Annotated in this window: 25 protein-coding genes; 11 read left to right on the top strand and 14 right to left on the bottom strand. The window is 68.6% G+C overall.

Annotation, left to right across the window (positions count from 1 at the left end):
* Window positions 1–31 precede the first annotated feature (31 nt).
* Genes EV192_RS29640 through EV192_RS29630 form a run of 3 tightly spaced genes read left to right on the top strand, consistent with a single transcriptional unit; the run spans window position 32 to window position 2,914 of the window.
* Window positions 32–811: an enoyl-CoA hydratase/isomerase family protein gene (locus EV192_RS29640; RefSeq protein WP_132121141.1), complete on the top strand. Its 780-nt coding sequence runs from the start codon at window positions 32–34 to the stop codon at window positions 809–811.
* Window positions 801–1,754, top strand: coding sequence for a class I SAM-dependent methyltransferase (locus EV192_RS29635; RefSeq protein WP_132121139.1), 954 nt, complete (start codon window positions 801–803; stop codon window positions 1,752–1,754). The genes EV192_RS29640 and EV192_RS29635 overlap by 11 nt, the downstream gene beginning before the upstream one ends.
* Complete coding sequence (locus EV192_RS29630) at window positions 1,751–2,914, top strand: THUMP-like domain-containing protein (protein ID WP_132121137.1); 1,164 nt, start codon at window positions 1,751–1,753, stop codon at window positions 2,912–2,914. The genes EV192_RS29635 and EV192_RS29630 overlap by 4 nt, the downstream gene beginning before the upstream one ends.
* Window positions 2,915–3,065: 151 nt before the next feature.
* Here the strand turns inward: EV192_RS29630 and EV192_RS29625 are convergent, their stop codons facing one another.
* Window positions 3,066–3,323, bottom strand: a complete 258-nt coding sequence (locus EV192_RS29625) for a hypothetical protein (RefSeq protein WP_132121135.1) — start codon at window positions 3,321–3,323, stop codon at window positions 3,066–3,068.
* A gap of 87 nt (window positions 3,324–3,410) precedes the next feature.
* Entirely contained in the window at window positions 3,411–4,091 is a 681-nt protein-coding gene (locus EV192_RS29620) for a Crp/Fnr family transcriptional regulator (protein ID WP_132121133.1), read from the bottom strand.
* A 147-nt stretch (window positions 4,092–4,238) separates the two neighbouring features.
* Between EV192_RS29620 and EV192_RS29615 the strand changes: the two genes are divergently transcribed.
* The gene (locus tag EV192_RS29615) at window positions 4,239–4,994 is read left to right on the top strand and encodes an acyltransferase (RefSeq protein WP_132121131.1); all 756 of its coding nucleotides are present in this window, start codon (window positions 4,239–4,241) and stop codon (window positions 4,992–4,994) included.
* A 77-nt stretch (window positions 4,995–5,071) separates the two neighbouring features.
* Here EV192_RS29615 and EV192_RS29610 read toward each other — a convergent pair whose 3' ends face one another.
* The 3 genes from EV192_RS29610 to EV192_RS29600 all read right to left on the bottom strand — a co-directional run bounded on the left by EV192_RS29610 (window position 5,072) and on the right by EV192_RS29600 (window position 8,704).
* A complete protein-coding gene (locus tag EV192_RS29610) occupies window positions 5,072–6,709 on the bottom strand; it encodes a hypothetical protein (RefSeq protein WP_132121129.1) in 1,638 nt (545 codons plus the stop codon).
* Between the two features lie 108 nt (window positions 6,710–6,817).
* The gene (locus EV192_RS29605; protein WP_132121127.1) at window positions 6,818–8,062 is read right to left on the bottom strand and encodes a glycosyltransferase family 4 protein; all 1,245 of its coding nucleotides are present in this window, start codon (window positions 8,060–8,062) and stop codon (window positions 6,818–6,820) included.
* A 33-nt stretch (window positions 8,063–8,095) separates the two neighbouring features.
* The gene (locus EV192_RS29600) at window positions 8,096–8,704 is read right to left on the bottom strand and encodes a TetR/AcrR family transcriptional regulator (protein ID WP_132121125.1); all 609 of its coding nucleotides are present in this window, start codon (window positions 8,702–8,704) and stop codon (window positions 8,096–8,098) included.
* Window positions 8,705–8,777: 73 nt separating this feature from the next.
* Here EV192_RS29600 and EV192_RS29595 point away from each other — a divergent pair, with 73 nt between their 5' ends.
* Window positions 8,778–9,524, top strand: a complete 747-nt coding sequence (locus tag EV192_RS29595; RefSeq protein WP_132121123.1) for an SDR family NAD(P)-dependent oxidoreductase — start codon at window positions 8,778–8,780, stop codon at window positions 9,522–9,524.
* Here EV192_RS29595 and EV192_RS29590 read toward each other — a convergent pair.
* The 4 genes from EV192_RS29590 to EV192_RS29575 form a co-directional block, all read right to left on the bottom strand.
* Entirely contained in the window at window positions 9,514–11,010 is a 1,497-nt protein-coding gene (locus EV192_RS29590) for a 1,4-alpha-glucan branching protein domain-containing protein (protein WP_132121121.1), read from the bottom strand. The two genes, EV192_RS29595 and EV192_RS29590, sit on opposite strands and share 11 nt — an antisense overlap.
* Window positions 11,007–11,765 carry a class I SAM-dependent methyltransferase gene (locus EV192_RS29585; RefSeq protein WP_424923396.1) on the bottom strand — a complete coding sequence of 253 codons (759 nt, stop codon included), beginning with the start codon at window positions 11,763–11,765 and terminating at the stop codon, window positions 11,007–11,009. The genes EV192_RS29590 and EV192_RS29585 overlap by 4 nt, the downstream gene beginning before the upstream one ends.
* Before the next feature lie 34 nt (window positions 11,766–11,799).
* The gene (locus EV192_RS29580) at window positions 11,800–13,926 is read right to left on the bottom strand and encodes a putative bifunctional diguanylate cyclase/phosphodiesterase (RefSeq protein WP_132121119.1); all 2,127 of its coding nucleotides are present in this window, start codon (window positions 13,924–13,926) and stop codon (window positions 11,800–11,802) included.
* A 402-nt stretch (window positions 13,927–14,328) separates the two neighbouring features.
* Window positions 14,329–15,171, bottom strand: a complete 843-nt coding sequence (locus EV192_RS29575) for a DegV family protein (RefSeq protein WP_132121117.1) — start codon at window positions 15,169–15,171, stop codon at window positions 14,329–14,331.
* 243 nt (window positions 15,172–15,414) lie between these two features.
* Here EV192_RS29575 and EV192_RS29570 point away from each other — a divergent pair, with 243 nt between their 5' ends.
* From EV192_RS29570 to EV192_RS29555, 4 genes are all read left to right on the top strand, one after another.
* Window positions 15,415–16,200 (top strand): electron transfer flavoprotein subunit beta/FixA family protein, encoded by a 786-nt coding sequence (locus EV192_RS29570; protein ID WP_132121115.1) that lies wholly within the window; start codon window positions 15,415–15,417, stop codon window positions 16,198–16,200.
* Between the two features lie 24 nt (window positions 16,201–16,224).
* On the top strand, window positions 16,225–17,184 hold the full coding sequence (locus tag EV192_RS29565) for an electron transfer flavoprotein subunit alpha/FixB family protein (RefSeq protein WP_132121113.1): 960 nt from the start codon (window positions 16,225–16,227) through the stop codon (window positions 17,182–17,184).
* Window positions 17,185–17,379: 195 nt separating this feature from the next.
* Complete coding sequence (locus tag EV192_RS29560; protein WP_132121111.1) at window positions 17,380–18,162, top strand: GNAT family N-acetyltransferase; 783 nt, start codon at window positions 17,380–17,382, stop codon at window positions 18,160–18,162.
* Window positions 18,163–18,257: 95 nt separating this feature from the next.
* Window positions 18,258–19,025, top strand: coding sequence for a lysophospholipid acyltransferase family protein (locus EV192_RS29555; RefSeq protein ID WP_165960662.1), 768 nt, complete (start codon window positions 18,258–18,260; stop codon window positions 19,023–19,025).
* 2 nt (window positions 19,026–19,027) lie between these two features.
* Here EV192_RS29555 and EV192_RS29550 read toward each other — a convergent pair whose 3' ends face one another.
* The gene (locus EV192_RS29550) at window positions 19,028–19,684 is read right to left on the bottom strand and encodes a hypothetical protein (protein WP_132121107.1); all 657 of its coding nucleotides are present in this window, start codon (window positions 19,682–19,684) and stop codon (window positions 19,028–19,030) included.
* Window positions 19,685–19,795: 111 nt separating this feature from the next.
* Here EV192_RS29550 and EV192_RS29545 point away from each other — a divergent pair, with 111 nt between their 5' ends.
* The gene (locus EV192_RS29545) at window positions 19,796–21,172 is read left to right on the top strand and encodes an MFS transporter (protein WP_243727134.1); all 1,377 of its coding nucleotides are present in this window, start codon (window positions 19,796–19,798) and stop codon (window positions 21,170–21,172) included.
* A gap of 113 nt (window positions 21,173–21,285) precedes the next feature.
* On the top strand, window positions 21,286–21,738 hold the full coding sequence (locus tag EV192_RS29540) for an RICIN domain-containing protein (RefSeq protein ID WP_132121104.1): 453 nt from the start codon (window positions 21,286–21,288) through the stop codon (window positions 21,736–21,738).
* A 44-nt stretch (window positions 21,739–21,782) separates the two neighbouring features.
* On the opposite strand, the gene EV192_RS29535 is transcribed toward EV192_RS29540, so the two are convergent.
* The 4 genes from EV192_RS29535 to EV192_RS29520 all read right to left on the bottom strand — a co-directional run bounded on the left by EV192_RS29535 (window position 21,783) and on the right by EV192_RS29520 (window position 25,750).
* Window positions 21,783–23,819, bottom strand: a complete 2,037-nt coding sequence (locus EV192_RS29535) for a PQQ-dependent sugar dehydrogenase (protein ID WP_165960661.1) — start codon at window positions 23,817–23,819, stop codon at window positions 21,783–21,785.
* Between the two features lie 97 nt (window positions 23,820–23,916).
* Window positions 23,917–24,501: a DUF3558 family protein gene (locus EV192_RS29530; RefSeq protein ID WP_132121102.1), complete on the bottom strand. Its 585-nt coding sequence runs from the start codon at window positions 24,499–24,501 to the stop codon at window positions 23,917–23,919.
* Window positions 24,498–25,469, bottom strand: a complete 972-nt coding sequence (locus EV192_RS29525) for a hypothetical protein (RefSeq protein WP_132121100.1) — start codon at window positions 25,467–25,469, stop codon at window positions 24,498–24,500. The genes EV192_RS29530 and EV192_RS29525 overlap by 4 nt, the downstream gene beginning before the upstream one ends.
* A complete protein-coding gene (locus tag EV192_RS29520) occupies window positions 25,466–25,750 on the bottom strand; it encodes a hypothetical protein (RefSeq protein WP_132121098.1) in 285 nt (94 codons plus the stop codon). Before EV192_RS29520 ends, EV192_RS29525 begins: the two co-directional genes overlap by 4 nt.
* Window positions 25,751–25,810: the final 60 nt, after the last annotated feature.

Here is a 25,810-nt window from a genome sequence, read left to right as displayed (position 1 = left end):
TCCGTTCCGACCGGTACGAGGAGGACAAACTGTGGGTGAGTTCGTCAGGCTTGAGGTAGCGGACGGGATCGGCACCATCCGGCTGGACCGGCCGCCGATGAACGCCTTGAACCGACAGTTGCAGCGCGAGCTGCGGGAGGCCGCGGTGGAGGCGGGCGAACGCGACGACGTCAAGGCCGTGATCGTCTACGGCGGGCCGAAGGTGTTCGCGGCCGGCGCGGACATCAAGGAGTTCGCGAAGATGGACTACGCGGACATCGCCGACTACGCGCCCGAGCTGTCCGGGTCGCTGACGGTCGTGGCCGAGCTGGCCAAGCCGACGGTCGCCGCGATCACCGGGTACGCCCTCGGCGGCGGCTACGAGCTGGCGTTGTGCTGCGACCGGCGGATCGCCGGCGACAACGTGAAGGTCGGCCAGCCGGAGATCCTCCTCGGTGTCATCCCCGGCGCCGGCGGCACGCAACGCCTCACCCGGCTGATCGGGCCGAGCCGCACCAAGGACGTTGTCTACACAGGACGGTTCGTGGGCGCCGAAGAGGCGTTGGCGATCGGCATGGTGGACGAGGTCGTCGCACCGGACGACGTGTACGAGGCCGCCCGCAAGTGGGCGAGCCAGTTCACCGGCGGCGCCGCCCGCGCGCTGGCCGCCGCCAAGGCGGCGATCGACGGCGGGCTGGACGGTGACCTCAAGGCCGGGCTGCGGCTGGAGACCCAGCTGTTCGCCGGCCTGTTCGCCACCGAGGACCGGGCCACCGGGATGGCGTCCTTCATCGAGAGCGGCCCTGGGAAAGCGGTGTTCAATGGCAAGTGATCCGGCTCCGAACCCGCACGCGACCGCCGACGAGGTCGAAGCGGCCTGGCAGGACCCGAAGCTCGCCAACGTGCTGTACCACGACTGGGAAGCCGGTACGTACGACGAGAAGTGGTCGATCTCCTACGACGAGCGCTGCATCGACTACGCCACCGGCCGGTTCAAGGCGATCGCCGGGGAGACCGGCTGGCCGTACGAGACCGCGATGGAACTGGGCTGTGGCACGGGTTTCTTCCTGCTGAACCTGATGCAGGGCGGCGTGATCAAGAAGGGCTCGGTCACGGACCTCTCGCCCGGCATGGTCGAGGTGGCCCTGCGCAACGCCGAGGGACTCGGGCTGGACGTGGACGGCCGGGTCGCGGACGCCGAGCGGATCCCGTACGACGACGACAGTTTCGACCTGGTCGTCGGGCACGCGGTGCTGCACCACATCCCGGACCTGCCGGCCGCGTTCCGTGAGGTGCTGCGGGTGCTCAAGCCCGGCGGCCGGTTCGTGTTCGCCGGTGAGCCGACCAAGATCGGCGACTACTACGCCCGCCGCCTCGGCCGCGCGGTCTGGTGGCTCACCACGAACATCACCAAACTGCCGGCGTTGCAGTCGTGGCGTCGCCCACAGTCCGAATTGGACGAGTCGTCGCGCGCGGCGGCTCTTGAGGCCGTGGTGGACCTGCACACGTTCGACCCGACCGAACTGGAGCGGATGGCGCGCGACGCCGGAGCCGCCGAGGTGGCGGCGAAGACCGAGGAGTTGGCGGCCGCGTTGTTCGGCTGGCCGGTCCGGACGTTCGAAGCCGCTGTGCCCCAGGAGAAGCTGACCTGGGGCTGGCGGATGTTCGCCTACCGGGCGTGGCAGCGACTGTCCTGGGTGGACGAGAACGTGCTGCGCAAGGTCGCGCCCCGCGAGCTGTTCTACAACGTGATGATCACCGGCACCAAACCTTGAGCTATCGCTTCACTCTGGCCGACGTCGCCTTCCTGACCGCACCGGCGGGGATCGAGGCGTTGGCCGCCGTCGACGAGTTGGCGTTGACGTCCGCGAGTTACCTCGCCGACGTCGACACCGCTCGCCGCCTCGCCGGTGACCGCGCGCCTGTGTTGCTGGAAACCGTGCTGCTGCGCCGAAAAGCCGCGTCCAAAGTGGACGACCCGGAGCGGTGGCTGTTCACCGACGACAGTCTGCAACAGGCGACTCCGGCGGCGGTGGCCCGGCACCGGGCCGACCGGTTCGCCGGCCGGGACGTCCACGACGTCACGTGCTCGGTCGGCGTCGACCTGATGTATACGTCGTACACAGCCCGGCTCGCGGTCGGCTCGGACCTGGATTCGGTCCGGGTGGCCATGGCCCGGCACAACACCGGGCTGCCCGTCATCCGGGCGAACGCGCTTCGGCCGGTGACCCGGAACACCGCGGTTCTGGCGGACCCGGCCCGTCGGGACGCCAGCGGCCGGCGGCGCTGGCAGCCCAGGGACTTCATGCCGCCGCTGGACGAGCTGGCGGACGTCTACGCCGGCCGGGACATGGCGGTGAAGTGCGCGCCCGGGATCGACCCGGCGGACGTGCCGTGGGCCGGCGAGATCGAGCTGGTGTCGCTGACCGGGCAGGTCCGGGAGGCGTGCCTGTGGACCGGGACGCTGGCCACGCCCGGGGTTCGTCGGCGGGCCAGCGTCCTGGCGTCCACTCCTGGCGGGTGGACGATCACGGATGCCGAATCGGACGACTGTCCGGTGACCGCGCCGTCCGGGTGGGTGATAGATCCGGACGGCGCGGTCGTACGGGCCGGCCTGGTCCGCCACTACGCGGCCAGACACGGCCTGGCCCAGCTCGATCCACGGATCGCGTACCTGACGGGTGACACCCCACCGCCGGGGATACGTGCCTTCCGTGTGCTCGAACACGGCCGTTACACCGAAAAGGCCCTGAAGCAGGCGCTCGCCCGGCGCGGGGTGGGCAAGCTGGAGATTCTGGTCCGGGGCCTTGACGTGGACCCCAACACACTGAGGCCCAGACTGAGGCTGCGCGGTCCGGCGACGGCCACCGTCGTCCTCACCCGGATCGGCAGCACACCGACCGCGCTGTTGTGCGATGCGGAACGAACCAACTGATCGGCGGTAGCTCCCGCCCGAACCTGTCGTTATGTTGTGAGTCGCAACAAAATGCCGAAGATCTGCTTGCCTGATCGAGCGTCGGCGCAGGTTCTTCCTGACCGGGGGTAGCGGGACTGCCGGCCCCCCTCGGGCCGGCAGTCCCGTGCGTCTACCTGACCGTGATCGCCGCCTGATCCGCCGAGTCGCGTCCCAACCGCCATGCCCACCGCCAGCCGTCCAGCACGGCGACGGCCGATCCCCCGACCGCGAGCAGGAACGCGAACCCGGCGGCGCCTTCCATGTTCGCCGTGGTGAGCACGACGGTGACCGCCCAGATCTGCATCAGCGTGAACGGGATGGCGATGCAAGCCGCGAAGAAGCCGCGATTCCACCGACGAGGATCCTGTGTGGTGACAAAAGGTTCCATGTGGGGCGCCTCCTTGGGGTTTCGTCACGAATGATGAAACTCTCGGTGGCGCGCGGAGTCTGTGTCACGTGACACAGAAGCGGCGATCTAGCGCGCGAGGCGCTGCAATTCGTCAGGCCGGTGGATGAGGATCCAGCCGCGGCCGGTGCTGATGATGCCACGCTCGCGCAAGTCCCGCAGCGCGCGGGCGTAGGACTCGCGGGAAGTGGCCGCGTTGGCGGCGAGCTGCTGCTGGGTCGACCGGTGCCGGATCTCGATGGCCGACCCGGATCCGTTGGTGTGACCCGACCGCGACTGCACCGCCATTTCCGCGAGCTGGGCGAAGACCCGCCGGCTTGCGCTGCCGCCGCCGTACTCGGTGCGCTGCCGCCCCATGTCCCGCAGCCGCCCGCTGAACACCCCGAGCAACGCCCACGACAGCCGCGCGTGCGACTGGCACAGGTTCGCGAACCTGCTGCCGGTCAACGTGATCACTTCGACCTCGTCCACTGCCTGCAGGGTGGCCGACCGCGGGCGGTTGTCCAGCGCCGCCTGCTCGCCGATGATGTCCCCGGGCGTGCGCACGCCGATCACCACCGCCCGGTCGTCGATGCTGTGGCTGAGCACCCGAACGCTGCCGGACAGCACGATGATCACGTGGTTGGTCTCGTCGCCCTCGTGGCAGAGAAAGTCACCCGGCCGGTAGCCTCGACGCGTGGCGAGCGACTCGATCGCCTTGCGTTCGGCCGGGCCGAGTCGCCCCCAAAAACTGTCCTGGCCTGTGTCCACCTGCCCAGGTTGCCAAGTGAACGCTGGCTAACACAACTGTTCTCACCCGACTGCCAACAAAAAGAGACGCGGCTGTCTGGCGGCTCCGCTGGGAAGAACACGTCGCCGCGCGAAATCCCGGCCGCCGCGATCCTTTACGGTCTGTCCATGACTTCGATGTGGGGCTCGCCGGTGGCGGCTCGGGCGCGCGGCTGGTGGCGCGCCCGCAAGGACCCCAACCAGGCCCGCTTCCTGACCGTGGACTCGCTGCGGTGGGTGCTGCGCAACCGCGCGTACACGCCCTGGTACCTGGTCCGGTACTGGCGGCTGCTGAGGTTCCGGCTGGCCCACCCGCACATCGTCCTGCGTGGCATGGTCTTCCTCGGCAAGAACGTGGAGATCCACTGCCGGCCCGGCTTCGGCCGGCTGGAGATCGGCCGCTGGGTGCACATCGGCGACGGCAACGCCATCCGCTGCCACGAGGGCTCGCTGCGGATCGGCGACAAGGCCGTGTTCGGCCGGATGAACGTGGTGAACTGCTACCTGGACATCGAGTTCGGCGACGCCTCGCTGGTCGCCGACTGGGTGTACATCTGCGACTTCGACCACGTCACCGAGGACATCCACGTGCCCATCAAGGACCAGGGCATCGTGAAGGCACCGGTCCGGATCGGACCGGACACGTGGATCGGCACCAAGGTGTCCGTGCTGCGCGGCACCCGCATCGGCCGCGGCTGCGTGCTCGGCGCCCACTCAGTGGTCCGCGGCGACATCCCGGACTACGCGATCGCGGTCGGCTCGCCGGCCCGCGTGGTGCGGGACCGGCTCGCCGACTACGAGGCCAAGGCCGAGCGCCGTGCCGCGATCGCGGACATGGACCGCAAGGCCAGGGCAGCGGTGAAGAAGATCCTCAACGAGTCCTGACCCAGCCGGGTTGTGAGGTCTTCAAGACCCGCCAACCCTGTGGATGGGGGTCTTGAAGACCTACCTACCTCCGGGGGCTAGCGGCGGCAGGGGTTCGGGATCACGCGGCGGAAGTCGTTGGTGATGTGGTTCGGTTTGAAGCCCGCTGCCGGGTAGTCGAGGAACAGCAGTGGGCCGAACTCCGCGGTGGTCGTGCCGCCGAAGGTGTTGGTGGTGCCGGGGATGTGGGTGCCGCCGAGCTGCCAGACGCAGCCGTCGTTCCCGCCACCCTGGAGGTCGTTGTTGTCACGGATGCTGAACAGCGGGTAGAAGGCCGCGCCCGGGGGTGGGTTCACGCAGTTCGTGCCGGTCGTCCGGTCGCACTTGCCGCCGAAGTCCGCGGCTTCGATGCGCGGCATGTCCGCCTCGAAGGCGACCCTGTCGTAGTTCCGGCCGCCGTTGAAGGTCGGGCTGGTGAACTCGACCGAACGCGGGTGCAGCAGCCGGTCCAGGAACGGGTTGGGGTTCGAGCCCGGCCAGTCGGCCAGGTAGGACGGGCCGTCGAAGTCGGCGTCCGAGCCGGTGCAGCCGCCGATCTTGATCCGCAGCGACTCGGCCGGGGTGTGGCAGCCCACGTCGTCCGCGTCCGGTGAGCCGGGGTCGGTGGGGTCGCTGGTGCACGTGCCGTTGGCGATGTTGGCGCAGTACTCGAAGTGACCGATCTCGTCGGAGAAGGACACGTTGTAGGAGTGCGCGGCCCAGGGAACGCGGGTGTGTTCGCTGGACGTGGCGTACATCGGGTGGAACGCGTACGGGCTCTGCGAGCAGGTTGTCGCGGTCGGCTGGAAGTTGACTTGCGCGAAGCCGTTGGCGACGCTCGCCGTCATGAACCCGGACTGGCCGGTGGAGTGGTCGTTCAGGGCGGTGACCAGGCCGGCCGGGGTGTCGTGGATGGAGATCGCGATCCGGTCGCCGGCGTTCATGAACAGGTCGTGGGCCGGGTCCGGGGTGAAGCTGGCGGTGGTCTGGCTCAGCGGCGCCGCCGGGGCCTGCGGCTTGCCGTCCTTGGTGATGAACGCGAAGTTCGCCGGTTCGAGGCCGACCGCGGCGACACACGCGGCGTTGTTGTCGACGCCGGCGTTCATGTCCCGGTTGAAGCTGAAGATCGCCATGGCCGCGCACCACTTCCGGGCGTCGCAGCTGATCCCGTTCTGGAACGGCGCCCAGCCGGGCGGGTAGAACTGCAGCTCCATGAACGCGCCGCCGGGGTGCCGGCCGACGTAGTCCGGCTTGGTCGGGTCGGGATTGTCGGAGATGTTCCGGTCACTGCCCGCGACACAAGGGGCGTGCGTGAACTCGGGTGCCGACTGGTTGTCACACAGTGCGATACCGAACCAGAAAGCGATCCGGTTCTGGAAGTTGAATGTTCCGCCGGTTCCGTCCTGTTTTGGTGGAATGATGGGGTCTTTGGGAATGGTGAGTTGATATTGCGCGTTGGTGCCGGCGCCCGTTTTGTTCGAATAGAATACCGTGGACGGCTCGTCGTGTCCGGTGTAGGAGCCGTCCCGGCCGATCGAGTCGACCGGTTCCGCGCACAGCGGGCTGCCTTCGTCGCAGCGGAGTTTCTCGTTGTAGGAGACGGACTTCGGGCTCTGTTGCGGTGCCGCCACGACGGGCGTCGCGGCGAACGAGGTGATCAGCACACCCCCGGCGATGGCCACAAGTATTCGTCTCATCCCATCCTCCGATCGGGTTTGGCAAAACCACCTGATTCAGCACCCGGTCGACGGTGTTCCGCAATTACTTAGGGGTATTCGCTCCCGTCCTTCGTCGGATGGGGAACGTCAGCTGAAAGCGTTTCCGGTGGCGATCTTCGGACGGCCGAGCGGGCCGCGTTCGCGAATTCGGGCAGATGCGTGGACATCGACCGTCGCGGCCGCGATTCGGGCCCAGTCGAAATCGGTCGAAAGGCGTGCTTTGGCCGTTTTCGCCCGCCGCCGGGCCGCCGCCGGATCGTCCAGCACCGCCCGGACGGCCGCAGCCAGCCCGTCGACGTCGCCCGGCGCGAAGGCCAGCCCGGTCTCACCGTGCGTGACGACCTCGCCCAGTCCGCCCGCGGTCGACGCCACGAGCGGGGCGCCGGCAGCCGCGGCCTCCAGGGCGACGATCCCGAACGGCTCGTACCGGCTCGGCAGGACGACGACGTCCGCGGCGGCCAACGCGGCGACGAGCTGGCTGTCCGACAGGTGGCCGACGAAGTCGACCGACCGCATGACCCGGGCTTTGCGGGCGTCCGCCACCAGGCGCGGCGCGTGAATGCCCTTGCCGGCGACCACGAGCCGGGTGCCGGGATGGGAGCGGCGGATCCGGGGGAGCGCGGCGATCAGGTCCTGGACGCCCTTCTCCCATTCGAGACGGCCGAAGAACAGCAGCATGGGGCCGCCGCCGGGGTTGTACTGCCGGTGCGTCGCCCGGACGGTCGCGGCCGGGACCCGCCACGAGCGTTGCGAGATCCCGTTGTGGATCACGGTGATGTCGGTGGGATCGAGGTCGAACAGGAACGCCGCTTCGGTCCGCATCGCCGCCGAGCACGTGATGAGGCTGTCGGCCCGGTTGGCCAGCCACCACTCGACCGAGTGCACCTGCTGGTTCAGCGGCTGCGAAAGCCAGCCGCTGTGCCGGCCGGCCTCGGTCGCGTGGATCGTCGCGACCAACGGGCGCGCGAAGTGCTCGGCCAGCGCGACGGCGGGATGCGTCACCAGCCAGTCGTGCGCGTGGATCACGTCCGGACGCCAGGCCAGCGCCAGCCCGGCGCGGACCATGGCGTGCCCCATGGCCAGGGTCCATGCCACCAGGTCCCGCTCGAACACCAGGTGCGGCGGGTCCTCGGCGACCCGGATCACCCGGACGCCTTCGACCACCTCGTCCGCGGTCGGGTGTGTCGCCGCGTCCGTGCCAGCCTGCTGGCGGCACAGGACGACGACTTCGTGCCCCAGTTCGTGCAGGTGGGTCGCCAGGGCGTGCACGTGCCGGCCCAGCCCGCCGACCACCACCGGTGGGTACTCCCAGGACAGCATCAGCACACGCATCAGACCTTGATCCTCGCACCCCCGGAAGCACCCCTACTCGCCGGTACCCCTAACAAGTGCTTGTTCGCTCAGCAGCGCCATCGCGGCGGCCACCGCCAACTCGGTCTGACCTGCGAGCATGTCGAACATCTCGAAGCTGGCGACGGCGCACAACAGGTCCACAGTGTGCTCGCGCTCCCGGCCCGAGGCGTCCAGGTCCGGGAACCGGTTCAGCAGGCCGCCCACCGCGAGTCGCTGCCGGGCGGTGCGGGCCTTGATCACCGCGTCCAGGTCCTTGTCCACGGTCGCGAGGCCGCGCAGCCGTCGGGTGACGGTCCGGTCGGTGGCCCAGAACTCGTAGAACGCGGTCACCAGCCTGGCGATCGCCGTGGTTCCGTCCGGCGCGGTGAACGCCTGGCCGATCCGTTCGATCTTGCCGCGCTCGCCGAGGTAGTCGCACAACGCCTCCAGCAGACCGGATTTCGAGCCGAAGGCGTTGTACACGGTCTGTCGCGACACGTCCGCCTGTGCCGCGACCACGTCGATGGTGAGCTGCGGGATCCCTTTGCCGGCCATGATCCGCCGGGTCGTCTCCAGGATCCGGCGACGGGTCTCCTCGGCGGCCGCCTGCCGCTTGTCCGAGTGGTAACCGCGTGGGCTCACCGCTTGCCTCCGAGGCTTAATTAGATGTACTGTCTGTCCAACAGAATCCTACCGCATTTCCTTGGAGGGGACCATGGTTGATCTGACCGGCCGGATCGCGGTTGTCACCGGCGGTTCGCGGGGCATCGGCGCGGCCACGGCGACGGCGTTGGGCAGGCACGGCGCGCGGGTCGCCGTCGTCGGGCGGGACGAAGAGGCCATCGCTCAGACGGTGGCCACAGTGGACGACGCCATCGGCGTCCGGGCGGACGTCACCAGCGTCGCGGGCGTCGCCGCGCTGCGGGAACGGGTCGAGACCGAACTGGGACCGCCGGACATCGTGGTCGCGTTCGCCGGCGGCAACCCGACCCGGCCGCGGCCGATCGTGGACGTCGACCTGGCCGAGTGGCAGGCGGCGATCGACGGCAACCTCACGGCGACGTTCCTCACGCTGAAGGAGTTCCTGCCCGGCATGATCGAGCGCGGCCGTGGCTCGATCATCACGATGTCGTCCACGGCGTCCCGGCAGCCCACGGTCCATTCGCCCGGCCCGTACGCGGTGGCCAAGGCGGGCGTCGAGTTGCTCACTCGCAAAGTCGCGCAGGAAGTCGGGCCGAACGGTATTCGGGTGAACTGCGTCGCGCCCGCGGCGATCCGTACCGAACGCAACGCGCAGATGATCCCGGCCGACATGCAGGTGAAAATGGCCGCGTCCTACCCGCTGGGACGGATCGGCGAACCCACGGACGTCGCCGCGCTCACGGTCTTCCTGGCGTCGGACGACAGTTCCTGGCTGACGGGCCTGACGCTGGACGTGGCCGGCGGCACGGTCATGCGCTGAGGCCGCGCGCGTCCAGCCGGCCGAACAGGTAATCCTCCGCGCTCAGCTCGTTCGCTCTGCGGGCCGCCCGGTCATGGTGGCCGAGCCGGAGCAGTTCGGACAGTTCGCCGAAGCGTTCGCCGTGCACCTTGGCCCGGCGGCGGGCGTAGTCGGCGGCGGAGTCCTTGGTGACCATGAAGGCCCAGTCACTGGACAACGCCAGCAGGGCCTCGCGGACGAGTTGGTCCGCCGCCGGATCCGGCAGCGGTCCAAATGTGTCCACTATGGACAACAGGTCGCGCTGGAGGTCGGCGCCCGCGGCCACGAGATCCGCCACCTGTTCGCCGTCCCACGACCGCCAGTCCTTGCCCGAGCCCCACGACGACGCGGGCAGGTCCACCGGCGGGCCGAGATGGCCGGCGTCAAGGGCGCCACGCAACGTCGTCACGCGTACGCCGGCCTCGGGCAGCGCGCGCAGCACGGCCTCCAGCCACAGCGGGCCTTCGTGCCACCAGTGTCCGAAAAGCTCTGTGTCGTACGCCGCCACCACCAGTGACCGCGGCGGCAATCCTTGGAGACGTTGGACGACGGTGTCGACGAAGTCCTTGGCGTGGTGGTGCACCGCGACCGCCGCGCGGGCCGGGTCGTACGGCAGTTTGTCGTCGGGCTCGATGTGCTTGCCGGTGACCCGGGACGGCTTCAGGCCGGACGGGTGGTCGTACGTGTGGAAGTCCCGGTAGTCGGCGTGGCCCGGGTAGCCGGCTTTCGGGGACCACACGCGGTAGGTGACTTCGAGGTCGCGGCCGAAGCACACCACGTCCGAGTCGCCGAGAGTGCGCGCGGCGGCTGTGTCGCCCCGCAGGGACGGGCCGTCGACCATGAACCTGCGCACTCCGGCGGCCGCGTAACCGGCCTCCATGCCCGGCGCGTACCCGCATTCCGGCGCCCAGATGCCCGCCGGGCGCCGGCCCAGCCGCAGCTCGGTGTCCGCCAAGCCTGTCCGCAGCGCGAAGTCGCGGACCCGAGGGTCCAGCAGCGGCTGGAACGGGTGGGTCGCCGGACCGCCGAGCAACTCGATGACGTCGGCGTCCACCAGCCGCCGCAGCATCGGCGAAAAGCCGTGTCGCCACTGGGTTTCGAACGTTGTCAGCGCGCTCTCGGCTGTTCTGTGCTCGTTGGCGGCGAGCTCGCGCAACGCCGGATCGCCGTGCTGCCAACGGATCCCCGCGTACTGGGCCCGAAGCTGCCAGTTGCCGAGCCAGTCGTGGACGCCGCGCAGGCAGTACGGGTCATCCAGCTGCGCGGCCAGTACCGGCGTTACGCCGAGGGTGAGAACGTCCTGCCTGCCCTCGTCGGCGAAGCGTCGCAACAGGTCCACGACCGGCAGGTACGAGTGGGCCCACGCCTGGTAGAGCCACTCCTCGCCGACCGGCCACGAGCCGTGGTGGGCCAGCCAGGGCAGATGGCTGTGCAGCACAAGGCAGAACGTGCCGATCGGTTCGCTCACGGCCGGACCGCCACGCCGACCAGGTCCATGCTGCTGTCCACATCGGACTCGGCAAGGACGAAGTCGTCGACGGTGACGGCCTTGACCGCGGCCAGCAGGTCGGCCGGCCAGACCCCGCCGCCGACCACGACCCGCACCTGCGCCTCGATCAGCGACCCGCCGAACCGCGCGTCGAGCTCGCGAATGTGTTCGCCGTGCCGCAGCCCGGCCATCAGCTCGATCCGGAAACCCGCCGCCAGCAGCAGTTCCGACAGCTCGGCCGCGGACAGTTCACGCGTGTGGAACGGGTTCAGCGGAGTGTCCCGGCCCGGCGAGAACGTGATCCGGTTCGGCGTGGTGATCAGCAGCCGGCCACCCGGGCGCAGCACCCGCAGGCACTCGGCCAGAAACGCCGGCTGGTCCCACAGGTGCTCGATGACCTGCAGGTTCGCCACGACATCCACGGACCGGTCGGCCAGCGGCAGCTGGACGAGATTGCCCCGAAGCATCCGTACCCGGGGATACGCGCGCGACACGTGCTTGGTGGTGAGCACGTCGTAATCCAGGCCGATCACCGTCCTGGCGGTGTCCGCGAGCAGGTCGGCGCCGTAGCCCTCGCCACACCCGGCCTCCAGCACCACCGCGTCCCGGCAGTACGGCGACAGCGCGACGTACGCGGCCTCGTGCCGCCGGAACCAGTAGTTCTCCTCGGCGACGCCGGGCACGGTTCGTTCCCCGGTCAGCGGCAGCGGGGCGGGATCAGCCGTCACCCCCACACCCTACCCACGAGTAAGCCCAGCTCCGGCGCGGCTAGGTTTGGTCGCGGAGGTCGGTGGCGTGGCCGTAGTGGGCGCCGAGGGCGTAGTCCGCGCCGGTGTTCCGCCACCACGACTCCTGTTCGGGTGAGTCGACGCCGTCCGCGGTCACGCTCGCGCCCGCCATGTGCGCGACTTTGACCAGGTCGGCCAGGGTCTGGCCGATCAGCTTGGATTTGCCGGACCACTGCCGGTCGACCAGTCGCCGGGCGATCCGGACGCACGTCACCGGCATGTCCTCCAGGCACTCGATGTCGCCCGCCGCGCTGCCGAAGTCGTGCACGGCCATCCCGATCCCGTTCTCCACCAGCAGGTTCAGGTTGTCCACCGACTCGCCGCGGTCGGTCAGCAGTACCGAGGTGGGCATCGCCATCCGCAGCATGGAGGCGTCCAGGCCGGTGCTCGCCAGGATGCCCAGGACCGCGCCGACCAGGTCTGGGTCGCACGACTGGTTCGCCGTCATGTCCAGCACCAGGCGGACCGGCCGGTGCCGCTCGTTCCACCAGCTGACCTGCTTCGCCGCGTCCTGGAGCAGCGTATCTCGCAGCGGCAGCACCAGCCCGGTGTGCTCGGCCAGGTCCAGCACGTCCGCGTGCTCGATCAGCCTGCCGTCGTGCAGCCACTGCAGCATGGCCTCGAAACCGAACAGGACGCCGTCGGACAGCCGCGTCAACGGCCGGCACACCACCGAGATCTCACCCATCTCCAGCGCGCCGGGCATCGCCGCGGTCAGGCTGAACCGCGACCGGTCGAGCGCGTCCGCGTCCTTGTCGAACAGGCCCCACTGGCGGCGGCCGTTCACCTTGGCGCGCCGCAACGTCATGTCCGCGGTCCGCAGCAGCTCGGTCACGTCCGTGTCGGCGGGCGGCCGGTGGATCACGCCGATGCTGGCGGACGCGGCCACGCCGTGCCCGTCGACGTAGATCGGCTCCGCCAGCTCCTCGTTGATCGCGGCGATCGTCGACACCACGTCCGGGGTGGTGTCCGAGTTCTGCACGATGATCGCGAACTCGTCGCCGTCGAACCGGGCCACCATCGCGTTCTCGCCGGCCACCACGGCCTTGAGCCGCTGGGCGACGTTCATCAGCACCCGGTCGCCGACGTGCCGGCCGAGGCCGTCGGTGATCATCGCGAAGGCGTCCAGGTCCAGGTGGTAGAGGGTGGCGCCGGTGGCCGGGCCGGCCTGGCGCAGCACACTCTCCAGCCGGGTGCTGAAGTACTGCCGGTTCGGCAGGCCGGTCAGCACGTCGTGCAGCGACTGGTGGCTCAGTTGGCCCTGCAGCAGCGAGATCTCGGTCTCGTCGTGCGCGGTCACCAGCAGCTGGTGCGGTCTGGACCTGGTGTCCCGCAACAGGGTCAGGGTCAGCGCCGCGCGTACGGCCTCACCGTCGCCCCGGACCAGCCGGCGCTGCTGGTGCAGCCGCTCCATCCAGCCGTCGGCAAGGTCCCGGCAGGCCGCCCGGAGGAACGGCGTCTCGTCCGGGTCGACCACGTCGAACAGGGTGAGCTTGGCGAAGTCCGCGGCCGTGCGGTCGAGCATGAACTCCATCGACTCGTTCACCCGCACGAAGCGCCCGGCCAGGTCGACCACCGCGACCCCGTTCGGCGAGGACGAGAAGACCGCGTCGAACCTGGCCTCGGTGGTGCGCAGCTGCAGGTGGATGTCGTTGCTGGCGCGCAGCAGCGCTTCCTTGAGGTCCTCCTGCTGGGTGAAGACGAACTGGCGCGCCGCTTCCAGATAGTCGGCGGCCAGCACGCCGAGCACGCCGACGGCCCGTTCCTCCTGCTTGCCGTCCGCCCGGTGTAGTTCCGGCTCGTTCAGCAGGGACTTGCCGACCACGTCCACGGTCCGGCGCAGGCTCAACGGCCCGGTGCAGCGCATCTCCACCAGGCGGGCGCCGACCCCGGCGACCAGGTCGGGGGTGAACGGCTCGCTCAGGGCCGCGTCGAAGATCGTGTCGACCATCTCGCGGAGCGCGTTGTCGATCTCCTGCGACGAGTACGGCAGGTACGCGGTCGACGCGAGGATGTACGCCCACTTGCGCGCCAGCCGGACCCGCAGCCGGGTATTCCGGGCCGGGGCGGCCGGTGTCGACGAGGCTTCGTGGAGCGGTGAGGTCATATGCGCTACCCAGTGTGGGGCCGGGGCCTGGTGAGGCAGGAACTCCGTGCGACGAGCGTACCGACTGTCGCGCTTGATCGGGTCGCACGGGAAACTGTTCGCTCGATCGGGTGAATAAAGTCCACCTACGGTGTGCGCTTCACCAGCTCAGCCGGGTGACCGTAATCGTCCTGGTAACGATGTCGTGCGAGGTTCGCGACGACATCCCATGATCATATGCGTGCGCTTTCCGGGTCATTCTCCAACGGTGTAGGAAATTGGCGGAACAATCCCGTGCTGGGGCCGTGGGCTGCGGTTATCCGCCCCAAGGGATTCTCGGGCCGGCCATGTCCGTGAGATGGGTCACGTCGCCGCGGGAATCGCTACCCCGGCGAAGGAAATCGCCGGGGGAATTCGCGCCGGTCAGTCCGTGCGGGAGATCGTGATGCCTACCGCGCCCGGACCGACGTGCACCCCAATGGCGGAACTGACCTCGGTGATCACCGCGTCCCGCGCCTGCGGCAACCGCGGCTTCAACTCGTCCAGGATCGTGGTCGCGCGCGGCATGTTGCCGAAGTGCTCGACCGCGATGTCCACGGTCCCGGCGCCGGCCCGGGACACCGCCGTCTCGACCATCTTGCGCAGCGCGCGGTCCGAGCCGAACCCCTTGTCCTGCGGCGCGATCTGGCCTTCCTGCACGGTCAGGACCGGCTTGAGCGAGAGCGCGTTCCCGACCAGGGCCGCCGCCGCGCCGATCCGCCCGCCGCGGCGCAGGTACTCCAGGGTGTCCACGTAGATCAGCTCCGAGCTGGCCCGGCAGCGCCGGACCGCGGCGTCGATCACCCGGCGCGGATTGCCGCCCGCGCCGGCCACCCTGGCCGCGGCCAGCACGGCGTAGCCCAGGCTCATCCCGCAGGTGGCGGAATCCACGATGTGCACCGGAATCCGCATTTGCGCGGCCGCGCGGCTGGCCGCTTTGCACGTCTCGGAAAGCCGGGACGACACATGAATCGACACGATCGCGTCCGCGTTCAGCGCGACCTGTTGGTACAGCCGGTAAAACGTCGCCGGCTCGGGTGGGGCGGTGGTCACCGGCGTGCGATTTCTCAGCGCTTGGATCAGTTGCTCGCTGGGCACCTGAGCCTCCTCGGCGACGTGGCCACCGAGGTGAATCTGCATCTGGACGATCGACACACCCCACTGCCTGGCCAAATCCAAAGGAAGGCAGGCGGTCGAGTCGGTCACTACAGCTACACGGCCGTGCATAGGAAACCAGACTAATGCGTATCACCCGGATGGAGGCAACCCGCTGGTTCGGTCGGATCGCCCAACCGTTTCCGGCGCACGTCGAGCGGTCAGTGAGTACTGTCACGCCGACAGTCGGCACGAGCTATGTTACCGGCGGGTAGCATGGCGGGCGTGTCGCAGGCCACCCTGTGGACCCACGACCGACATGGGATGGTTCCTACCAGCTTCGAACGTGCGTAACCGGGAGGTCGAAGAAGACCCATGCCTAACATCGTTGTCCTGGTCAAGCAGGTGCCCGACACCTACTCCGAGCGCAAGCTCGCCAGTGCTGACCACACTCTGGACCGTGCGTCGGCGGACGCCGTGCTCGACGAGATCAACGAGCGCGCCGTCGAGGAGGCACTGCAGATCAAAGAGGCGCAGGGCGGCGAGGTGACTGTGCTGACCGCCGGCCCGGACCGTGCCACCGACGCGATCCGCAAGGCCCTGTCCATGGGGGCGGACAAGGCCGTGCACGTGAGCGACGAGGCGCTGCACGGCGCCGACATCATCCAGACCGCCAAGGTCCTGGCCAAGGCCGTCGGCACGGTCGACGGCTACGACCTGATCATCGCCGGCAACGAGTCCACCGACGGCGTCGGCGGCGCGATCCCCGCGATGCTCGCCGAACTGCTCGGCCTGCCGCAGCTCACCCACGCCCGCAAGGTGGAGATCGCGGGCGGCACCGTGAAGGTGGAGCGCGAGACCGACACCGGACGGCAGTTCCTGGAAGCCAGCCTGCCCGCGGTGGTCAGCGTCGGCGAGAAGATCAACGAGCCGCGGTACCCGTCGTTCAAGGGGATCATGGCCGCCAAGAAGAAGCCGGTCAGCACGCTGACCGTGGCGGACCTCGGCATCGACGGCGGCGAGGTCGGCCTCGGCAACGCCTTCACGGCGGTGACCGAGTCGGCGCCCAAGCCGCCGCGGTCGGCCGGCCAGCGGATCACCGACGAGGGCGACGGCGGCTCGAAGATCGCCGAGTACCTGGTCTCGCAGAAGCTCATCTGACCCCACGAGGAGGAGAATCCAGTCATGTCCGAGGTTCTGGTCCTCGTCGACGAGATCGACGGTGAGGTCAAGAAGGTCACGTTCGAGCTGCTCACGGCGGCTCGCCGGCTCGGTGAGCCGGCCGCGGTCGTCGTCGGCGCGCCCGGCACGGCCGCGAAGATCAAGGACGCGCTGGCGTCCCACGGCGCGGCCAAGGTGTACGTGGCCGAGTCCGACGACGCCGCCGGCTACCTGGTGACCCCGAAGGTCGACGTCCTCGCGGCGCTCGTGGCCAAGGCGTCCCCGGCGGCCGTCCTGGTCGCCGCGACCGCCGAAGGCAAGGAGGTGTCCGGCCGGCTCGCCATCCGGATCGGCTCCGGCCTGCTGTACGACGCGGTCGACATCGATGGCGACGGGGTCACCACGCACTCCGTCTTCGGTGGCGCCTACACCGCGAAGGCCAAGGCCACCAAGGGTGTCCCGGTCATCTCGGTGCGGGCCGGCTCGGTCGAGCCGGAGCAGGCGGACGGCGCCGCGGCCGAGGAGGCCGTTGAGGTGCCCGCGGTCGACGCGGCCAAATCCACCAAGATCACCGGCGCCGAGGCGGTGGTCGGCGGTGACCGGCCGGAGCTGACCGAGGCGTCCGTGGTCGTGTCCGGTGGGCGAGGGGTCGGCAGCGCGGAGAGCTTCGGGGTCGTGGAAGCGCTCGCGGACTCGCTGGGCGGCGCGGTCGGCGCGTCGCGGGCCGCGGTGGACTCCGGCTACTACCCGCACCAGTTCCAGGTGGGGCAGACCGGCAAGACGGTTTCGCCGCAGCTGTACATCGCGTTGGGAATCTCCGGGGCGATCCAGCACCGCGCCGGAATGCAGACGTCGAAGACGATCATCGCGGTGAACAAGGACGCCGAGGCGCCGATCTTCGAAATCGCGGATTTCGGCGTCGTGGGTGATCTTTTCCAGGTGGCACCCCAGCTGACCGGCGAGATCACCAAGCGGAAGGGATGATCTCGGCCTCGTGGGTGGTTCGGAGGAGAGAACACGCCGAACCACTCACGAGGAAGTCCGGGGGATGCGGAAAGTGATCTTGCTCGCGCTATCGTCCTACAGGGTGACCACGTCTCAGGGTATTCACCCATTTTCCACTGATGCGCCATGAAGTCGGCTTGTCGAAGGTCATCATCCGCGGGTAGAACGATCCCCATGACTCAGGCGCAGGTGCTCGTCAGTACCGCCACCGCTGGGACCGAGCTGCCCGACGACGCACCTCGTTACTCGATGCTGCTGGCGAGAGACTCCGAGGAGGTCGTGGCCGCGCAGCGCCTGCGATACCAGGTGTTCGCCGGTGAGATGGGGGCCACGCTGCACAGCCCCACCCCGGGCCTGGACATCGACGAGTTCGACGAGCACTGCGACCACCTCGTGGTCCGGGAGGACCGGACCGGCGAGATCGTCAGCACCTACCGGATGCTGCCGCCCGACCGGGCGGTCGAGGCCGGCCGGCTCTACTCCGAGACCGAGTTCGACCTGACGGCGCTGGCGCCGCTGCGGTCCTCGATCGTGGAGACCGGGCGCTCCTGCGTGCACCCCGACCACCGGACGGGTTCGGTGGTGAGCCTGATGTGGGCCGGCATCGCCCGGTACATGCTGCTCACCGGCCGGACCATGCTGGCCGGCTGCGCGTCCGTCCCGCTCGGCGACGGCGGAAACCTCGCCGCGGCGGTGTGGAACATGGTGCGGGACAACCACATGTCGCCGCCCGAGTACCGGGTCCGGCCGCTGCACCCGTGGCAGCCGGACGGGATCCGCCCGGCGCCGCGGACGTTGGTGCCGCCGCTGCTCAAGGGATACCTGCGGCTGGGCGCATGGGTCTGCGGACCGCCCGCACTGGACGCCGACTTCGGCGTCGCCGACGTGTTCGTCCTACTCGACCTGGCCAAGGTCGATCCACGATATGTCAAGTTCTTCCTGGGGGAGCAAGGGTGAGGGGACACCTCTGGCAGCCGGAGTCACCGTGTGGCACCAGCTGTATGTCCGGCCACATACCGACCGTCGGACGCGTTCGACGTGCGTGGCGCCTGGTGACGGCCGTCGCGACGCTGCTGACGGGGCCGTTCATCGCCATCGGCATGCCGATCTACAGCACCAGGACCCGGGAGGCGATCGTTCGCTGGTTCTTCCGGCGGATCGCCCGGTCCTTCGGGATCCGGGTCGAGGTGCACGGCGACCACTGGCTGCGTGAGTTCGCCGAGGCCGGGCGCGGTGCCCTGGTGGTCTCCAACCACATCTCGTGGCTGGACATCGTCGCGGTCAACGCCGTCCAGCCCATGCGCGCGCAGGCCAAGAAGGAGGTCGCGGACTGGCCGATCATCGGGCGGATGGCCACCGCGGCCCGCTCGGTCTACCTGGACCGCGAAAACCTGCGTTCGCTGCCGGCCGCGGTGGACGAACTGATGCGGGCGATGCGCGGCGGCTCGCTGGTGAACGTCTCCCCGGAGGGGACGACGTGGTGTGGCCTGGCCCGCGGGCGGTTCCGGCCGGCGATGTTCCAGGCGGCCATCGACGCGGACGTGCCGGTGATCCCCTTCGTGATCCGGTACCGCCTGGAGGACGGCCACGACACCACCGCGCCCGCGTTCATCGGCGACGAGAACTTGGTCACCTCGCTGAAGCGCACGGCCCGGACCCGCGGCATGGTGCTTGAGGTGCACGTGCTCGACCCGATCGAGCCGAGCGTCGCCAAGGACCGCCGGGAACTGACGGAGATCACCCAGAACGCGGTCCGCGAAGTCCTGAGCCGGACGCAGACGCTGCCCGAGTTCGAGCACCCGACACTGCCGGTGGGCTGAGGTCACGCCGCGGCCTTGAGCGACCGGCGGTGCTGGACGAACAGGTATCCGGCCAGCAGCGCGCTGAACAGGCCGCCGAGGAAGGGCGCCATGAACACCTGCTTGTAGCCGGGTCCGATGGCCAGCCCGATGCCGAGGAACGCCCCCAGGCCGAGGCCGATCACGCCCACCACGCGTGATCCGGACGGCGAACGAAGCAGCCCGAACGCGATGATCACGGTGGCGGCGTGCGAGAGGAACAGGTACGCCGCCCCCAGTCCGTTGGCGAGCTGGTCGAACGCCGCGTATCCGGCCGACGCGCCGTTCGCCGCGGTGACCGTCACGCTCAGCCGCAGTGCCATCTCCGCCATCCAGAGCACGGCGCCAGTCGTGTAGAGCATGGCGCCGATGGAACTCGTCGCCGTCGTGCCGCCCTGTTGAGCCTGATAGTCGCTCCACCACCGGTACCCGACCGCGGTGATCAGCGGGCCCGCGCCCATGAACACGTTCGTCCACGCCCACCGGAACTTCTGGTCCGCGACCGAACGCAGGGTCTCGGCCAGGCTGTCCTGCTGGAAGTCCAGGCTCCACAACGCCGCGCCGATCCAGAACACCACGTACCCGGCCGCCAGCATCGCGGCCACTCGCTGGGGCCGCGACGTCTGTTGCTGAAGGATCATGACCGCACGGTATAGTGCACTGAGTTGATAATCAAACGATCTAACGAATGTCGGTCCGAAGGGGCAGCCGTGATTGACCTACAACGCACTTGAGGTTGCACACTGCGTCGTGTGGCTGTGACTGGGGAACGCGCGCGGAGTTCTTTGTGGACGCCGCAGTACCGTGCCGTCTCGGTCGGTATGGCGTTGCTGGTCACCCTGGTCGCGTTCGAGAATCTCGGCGTCAACACCGCCATGCCCCGGCTCGTGGTCGAGTTGCACGGCGAGAACCTGTACTCGTGGCCGTTCACGGTGTTCCTGGTGACGAGCCTGATCGCGAACGTACTCGCCGGCCGGCTGTGCGACACCCGCGGACCCGCCTTCGGGCTGTACACCGGGGTCGGGCTGTTCCTGGTCGGGCTGGTCGTCGCCGGCACCGCCGGGTCCATGTGGATGTTGCTGGCCGGGCGGGCGCTCCAGGGGTTGGGCGGGGGGACGCAGTCGATCGCGGTCTACGTCATGATCGCCTACGTCTACCCGGAGCGGTCCCAACCGGCCGCGTTCGGGTTGCTCAGCGCGGCTTGGGTCGTCCCGTCACTGGTCGGGCCGTTCGCGGCCGGCTTGGTGACCGAACAGGCCAGTTGGCGGTGGGTCTTCCTGGGGCTGGTTCCGCTCGCGGCACTGGGCGCGGCGCTGTTGCTGCCCGCCGTCCGGCGACTGCCCGAGCAAGTGCCGGCGGGGCCGGGGAAACGCGGCCTCGTCATCGCCGCGGTGACGTCCGCCGCTGGGATCTCCGCGTTAACCTGGGCGGCTGAACACCCGTCGCTCGGTTCGCTGGTGATCGGCGTGGCGGGTGTGGTGCTGCTGCTTCCCTCGTTGATCCGGTTGCTGCCCAACGGAACCCTGTCCGCCCGGCCCGGTCTGCCGGTGACGGTGCTGACCCGCGGCCTGCTGATGGGCGCGTACACCGCGATCGAGGTGTACGTGACGTTGATGCTGACCGCCGTGCACGGCTACACGCCTTTGGCAGCGGGGATTCCGTTGACGTTCGGGGCGCTGGCGTGGTCCGCGGGCGCCGTCGTGCCCGCCCGCAAGGTGGACGTCCCCCGGATCGTCTTCGTGCGGTGGGGGCTCGGCTTCGTCGCCGCCGGGGCCGCCGGCATGGTCGTCGTGGCGTCCACGTGGGGGTGGGGCTGGTTCGCCTTCGTGGCGTGGACGGTCGCGAGCATCGGGATGGGCCTGGGGTACTCGAGCCTCAGCGTGATCACCATGCGGCTCTCCGAAACGCACGAGCAGGGCGCGAACGCGGCCTCGTTGCAGGTGTCCGAACGTGTCTTCAGCGCGTTGTTCGTCGGTGTCGGCGGTGTTCTGCTCGCGCTGCTCGGGTCCGCTCAGCATCCGACCGCCGCGATGGTCGTACTGGACATCGCGATGGCCGGAGTCGCGTTGCTCGGCGTCGTCCTGGTCCGGCCGACCCGGATGGCCGCCCCGATGACTCACCCCTCGTGAGCGGGTTCTCCGCTCCGACACTCGCCCACGAGGGGTGACCTTCCCGCGATTCCCGGTCGGTCCAGGGGTCTGCACCCTGGCTGGCCGGGAAGTCCCGCTGTGAGGATCGAGGCATGATCACACTCACACGCAAGGCGTTCACGGTCACCGCCACCGCGGTGACGCTGGTCGCCGGCCTGGCCGGGACGGCCTCCGCCACCGACGGAATGACCTTCTTCAACCGTGGCACCCAAAGCTGCATGCGGGTGACGGCGAACTCCACCGTCGGTTCCCCCGTGCTCGTCGGCACGTGCGGCGTCACCGAATCGCTGTGGCAGCCCGTCGGCATCGACGGCGCACTGCGCAACGCGGCCAACGGGCTGTGCCTCGAAGTGCCCAGCGGTGGCGGCTACGCGTTCCTGCAGACGTGCGGCGGCCGGATGCAGGCCATGGACATCGACACCCCGGGGAACGTGTTCGTCACCAACGACCCCGACTCCCGGCTGCTCGAAGCGGACACGGCCACCGGACGGGTCCGTTCGGCCGAGATCACCGGCGAACAGAACCAGTCCTGGGCCTTCCACTGACGAAACGCCCCTCGTGAGCTTCGCTCACGAGGGGCGTCTTCCCGTTAGTTCAACGCGACGTGCAGGATCTTCGTACTGCTGTTGTTCGGTGTGCTGTCCTTGTCGCCGTTGGTCGTGGTCAGCCACAAGCCGCCGTCGGGGCTTGCCTCGACCGTGCGCAGCCGGCCGTACGTGCCCTGGAAGAACGCCTTCGGGGTGTCGGTCGTGCTGCCGGTGATCTTCATGCGCCACAGCCGTTCGCCCCGCAACGCCGCCATGAACAGCGTGTCGTTGACGATCGCGAGACCGCTCGGCGACGCCTGCGCGACCGGCCACGTGCGGATCGGCTTGACGAACGACGAGTCGCCGCACGAGCCGGACGTGCCCTCACAGCTCGGCCAGCCGTAGTTGCCGCCCTTCCTGACCAGGTTCAGCTCGTCCATCACCGAGTTGCCCAGTTCGGCCTCCCACAGCCGGCCCTGCGAGTCGAACGCCAACCCCTCCACGTTTCGGTGCCCGTAACTCCAGACGTACTTGCCCGGGAACGGGTTGTCCGACGGCACCGAGCCGTCCGGGTTGAGCCGCAGGATCTTCCCGTTGAGCGAGTTGAGGTTCTGGGCGTTGTCGCCGTTCTGGCCGTCGCCGACGCCGGCGTACAGCTTGTCGTCCGGACCGAACCGGATCCGGCCGCCGTTGTGGAACTTGTTGCGCGCGATCCCGGTCAGCAGGACCTGTTCGGTGCCGAGCTTGCCGTTCTCGTACTTGATCCGCACGATCCGGTTGTCCGACGGGCTGGTGTGGTAGACGTACAGCCAGTGGTCGGTGCCGAAGGTCGGCGAGATCTCCAGGCCCAGCAGGCCACCTTCGCCGTCGGTGCCGGACACGTTCGGGACTGTCCCGGCGGTGTTCTTCACTCCGGCCGCGGTCACGTGCGTAATGTTGTGCGTGTCGCGCTCGGTGTACAGCGCGGATCCGTCCGGCAGGAACGCGAGGCCCCACGGGACGTCCGTGCTCGTCGTGATCTGCTTGACCTCACCGATCGCGTCCCCGCCCGGCTTGGTGTTCGTGGTGACCGGGTCGCTGGCCGGCGAAAGGTTCCCGGCCGCGTCGGTCGCCTTGACGGTGAACGTGTACGGCGAGTTCGCCTTCAGCCCGTCGATCGTGGTCGACGTGCCGGTCGCCGAACCGACCTGGGTGTCCCCGAGGTAGACGAAGTAACCGGTGACACCCACGTTGTCCGTGGACGCGTTCCACGCGAGCGAGACGGTGTTCGCCGTCGTCCCGGTGACATGGAGACTTCCGGGCTTCGTCGGCGGCTGCGGGTCGACGACAGTGGGCGGCGTCTTGACCGTGACCGTGCCGCTGGCCTGCGAGACGTTCCCGGCCCCGTCACGGGCGTTGACGTAGAAGCCGTACGTGGTGTCCGGCTTGAGCCCGGTCAGCGTCGTCGACAACGTGCTGACCGTCTTCATCAACTGGCCGTTGTTGTAGATGTCGTACGCGGTCACGCCGACGTTGTCGGTCGACGCGGTCCAGGTGAGGGTCACACTGGTCGACGTCAGGCCGCTCGGCTGCGGGTCACCGGGCGGTGTCGGCGCCTGTGTGTCCCCGCTGGCCGTGCCGAACACCTGGAACTCCTGGAGCGAGTAGCCGAACGACGCACCCGTCCGGCACCGTTGCGTCCCGAAGACCCGGACGTAACGGCCGTTGCCGCCGATGGCGAGGTCTTCCACCCCGCCGGGGCCGTTCGTGGTCTCGTAGACGCTGCTCCAGTTGGTCGCGTCCGTGGACAGCTCGACCCGGTACGCCTTGGCGCACGACAGGTCCCAGGTCAGCTTGACCTCGCTGACCGCCGACACCCCGCCGAGGTCCACGTAGATCCACGCGGGGTCGATGTTCTTCTGGCTGGCCCACCGGGTCGACGTCTTGCCGTCGACCGCGTTCGGCCCGGCGAAACCGTCACCACCCGTGCTGGACACCTGCACGGGCTTGTTCTGCGAGAGAAGGACAGGCGCCGCACTGACGGCAGGGGCGACAACGAAGGCCAACGCCACAGCGACAACGCCCGACGCGACCACCCGCCATCGAGACAGGGGTACCACAGGGTCCTCCGATGATCGATACGGACAGGATGCCTGCGGCGGAAAGGCGCGATCAATGTAAACGTTTTCGCTCAGTTTCGTCCAGTGTCCGGCACCCTCACCCACCGAGGTTCTGGACGATGTACCGGCCAGCGGACACGACCTTGGTACACCAGTCAACAGCGGACCCCGTGTTCAGTGCGATGATCTCGAACCCCTGCCCCGGCCCGGTCGCGACCGCGACATTGCAGTTGTACACAGGCGGGGAGGAAGCCGTCTGCCGCCTGACTGCAGGGAATCCGTCGAAGTCGGTGGGCTCGAACACCGGAGACGATCCGTTGTTGGCGTCCTTGTAGTCCAGTGCCACCGGATCGGTGTCCGGATAGAACCGAACGTCGAACGTCGTCTCCGGACCTCGTGACCACCGGCACGCCGAGGTGAGCTGCTGGGCTTGGAACTCGGCCAGGTCGATGGCCGCCAGCTGTTGCCTCGTCAGTGAATCGCATGCCTTCGCGGTGTACTTGCCCAGGTCCAGCCTGCGCGGGGCGGTCGGCGCCGTCGTCGGTCGTTGCGATGTACCCGATGAAGGCGCCGACGTGGTCGTCGTAGTGGGTGTCACCGAGGACGGCGAAGGCGTCGAATCGGCAGGGCGGCTGCACCCCGCGACCAGCAACACCGCGACGACGACGAATATTCGAATCACGACCGACCTCCGTCCAGCCTGCGGGCGATCAGTCCGGCCGGTCGATTCTGTTGGTCCCGTGCCTTCTTGCGTTCTTGTTCGACTCGTCCGCCGAACGACGACGGGTCGCGGGCCGGATCGAAGAACTTGTCGTAGCTGAAGTCGGGGCCGTTCACGTTGGTGCCCGGAGGCATTGGCTCAAGCAGCGGGATCTTGTCCGCGGCCAGCGACGTGTCCTCGGTGGTGATCCACTTGGTGAGTATGTTCAGACCTTCCTCGAATGAGCCTTTCAGAGTGTCCCGTGTCCGAACGTAGTTCCCGACCACTTCTTCGGCCTTACTGCCTTCGACGAGCACCTCCTGGGTCTTGGAGCCGATGTCGATGAAGCTTTCCAAACCCCATCGAACCACCTCGGCGCCACTTTCCGGCTTCACCCATCCGGTCACGCACGCCTTGGCGATCTCGGCGAAGAGACCTATCGCCGCCTGGGTGTCTCGTTCGGTCTGCTCACTCATCTCTTTGGCGCAGGCCGCGATGGTGGCGTCAGCCAGCTCGTGGTAACTCCGCCGGACCTGGACGGCGAGGGCGTAGGCGGTGCCCATACTGTGCGCCGCGAATGTCAACTCCGCATCCTGTTGCTGCGTGAACGTCTCGATGTACGACATCTGGTGTCCGAAGGCTTCCGCGGCGTCGCCGCGCCAGATGGTCGTCAGTTTGTTGTTCGCCGCGTCAAGCAGGCTTCTCGCCACCGCGTCCTGGCCGGTGTCCGTCGCCGCGCGTTGCATCCGCTGGAACTCGTCGGCGATTTTCTGGGGATCCAGACTCGTGAACATGTCCGCGTCCAGGCGGAGACCGTCGATCACGGTGTTGCGGTTGGTCCCGACGCTGATGAAGACGTCAGCCTTGGTGTACATGTCGATGATCTTGTGAGCCAACCGGTCTGCGATGTCGTACAGTTCGGTGTCGGTTTTCCATTCGGCCACGGTCATGCCTGCCCATCGGCGCGGCGGTAGAGATTGACCACGTCCCGCAAAGCATTCGCCGTGGCGTCAATTCGATCACATGCGATACGTTGTCTGTTTCCGACGCTATCGGTGAAGTGCGCGTATGCGCCTTCCATTGCGTATACCGCGTCGAGGTGGCCGGGACCTTCGAGTCCCTCGTGGGTCGTGACCACGTTCGCGATGCCGCGCAATGCGGTCGCTATGGCTGGCAGATCCTGGGCCGCGATCTTGTCCAGTGCCGACAAATCGACTTCGAAGGTGTCCATCGGTGTGGGCATGTTGAGCAAAGCTCCCCGTCTAGGCTCGTCATGGAATGGTCAGTATGA

Source organism: Actinocrispum wychmicini (genome assembly GCF_004345645.1).
Classification (GTDB): Bacteria; Actinomycetota; Actinomycetes; order Mycobacteriales; family Pseudonocardiaceae; genus Kibdelosporangium; species Kibdelosporangium wychmicini.
Note: the sequence above shows the minus strand (reverse complement) of the source record. Positions and strands in the feature narration are given on the sequence as shown.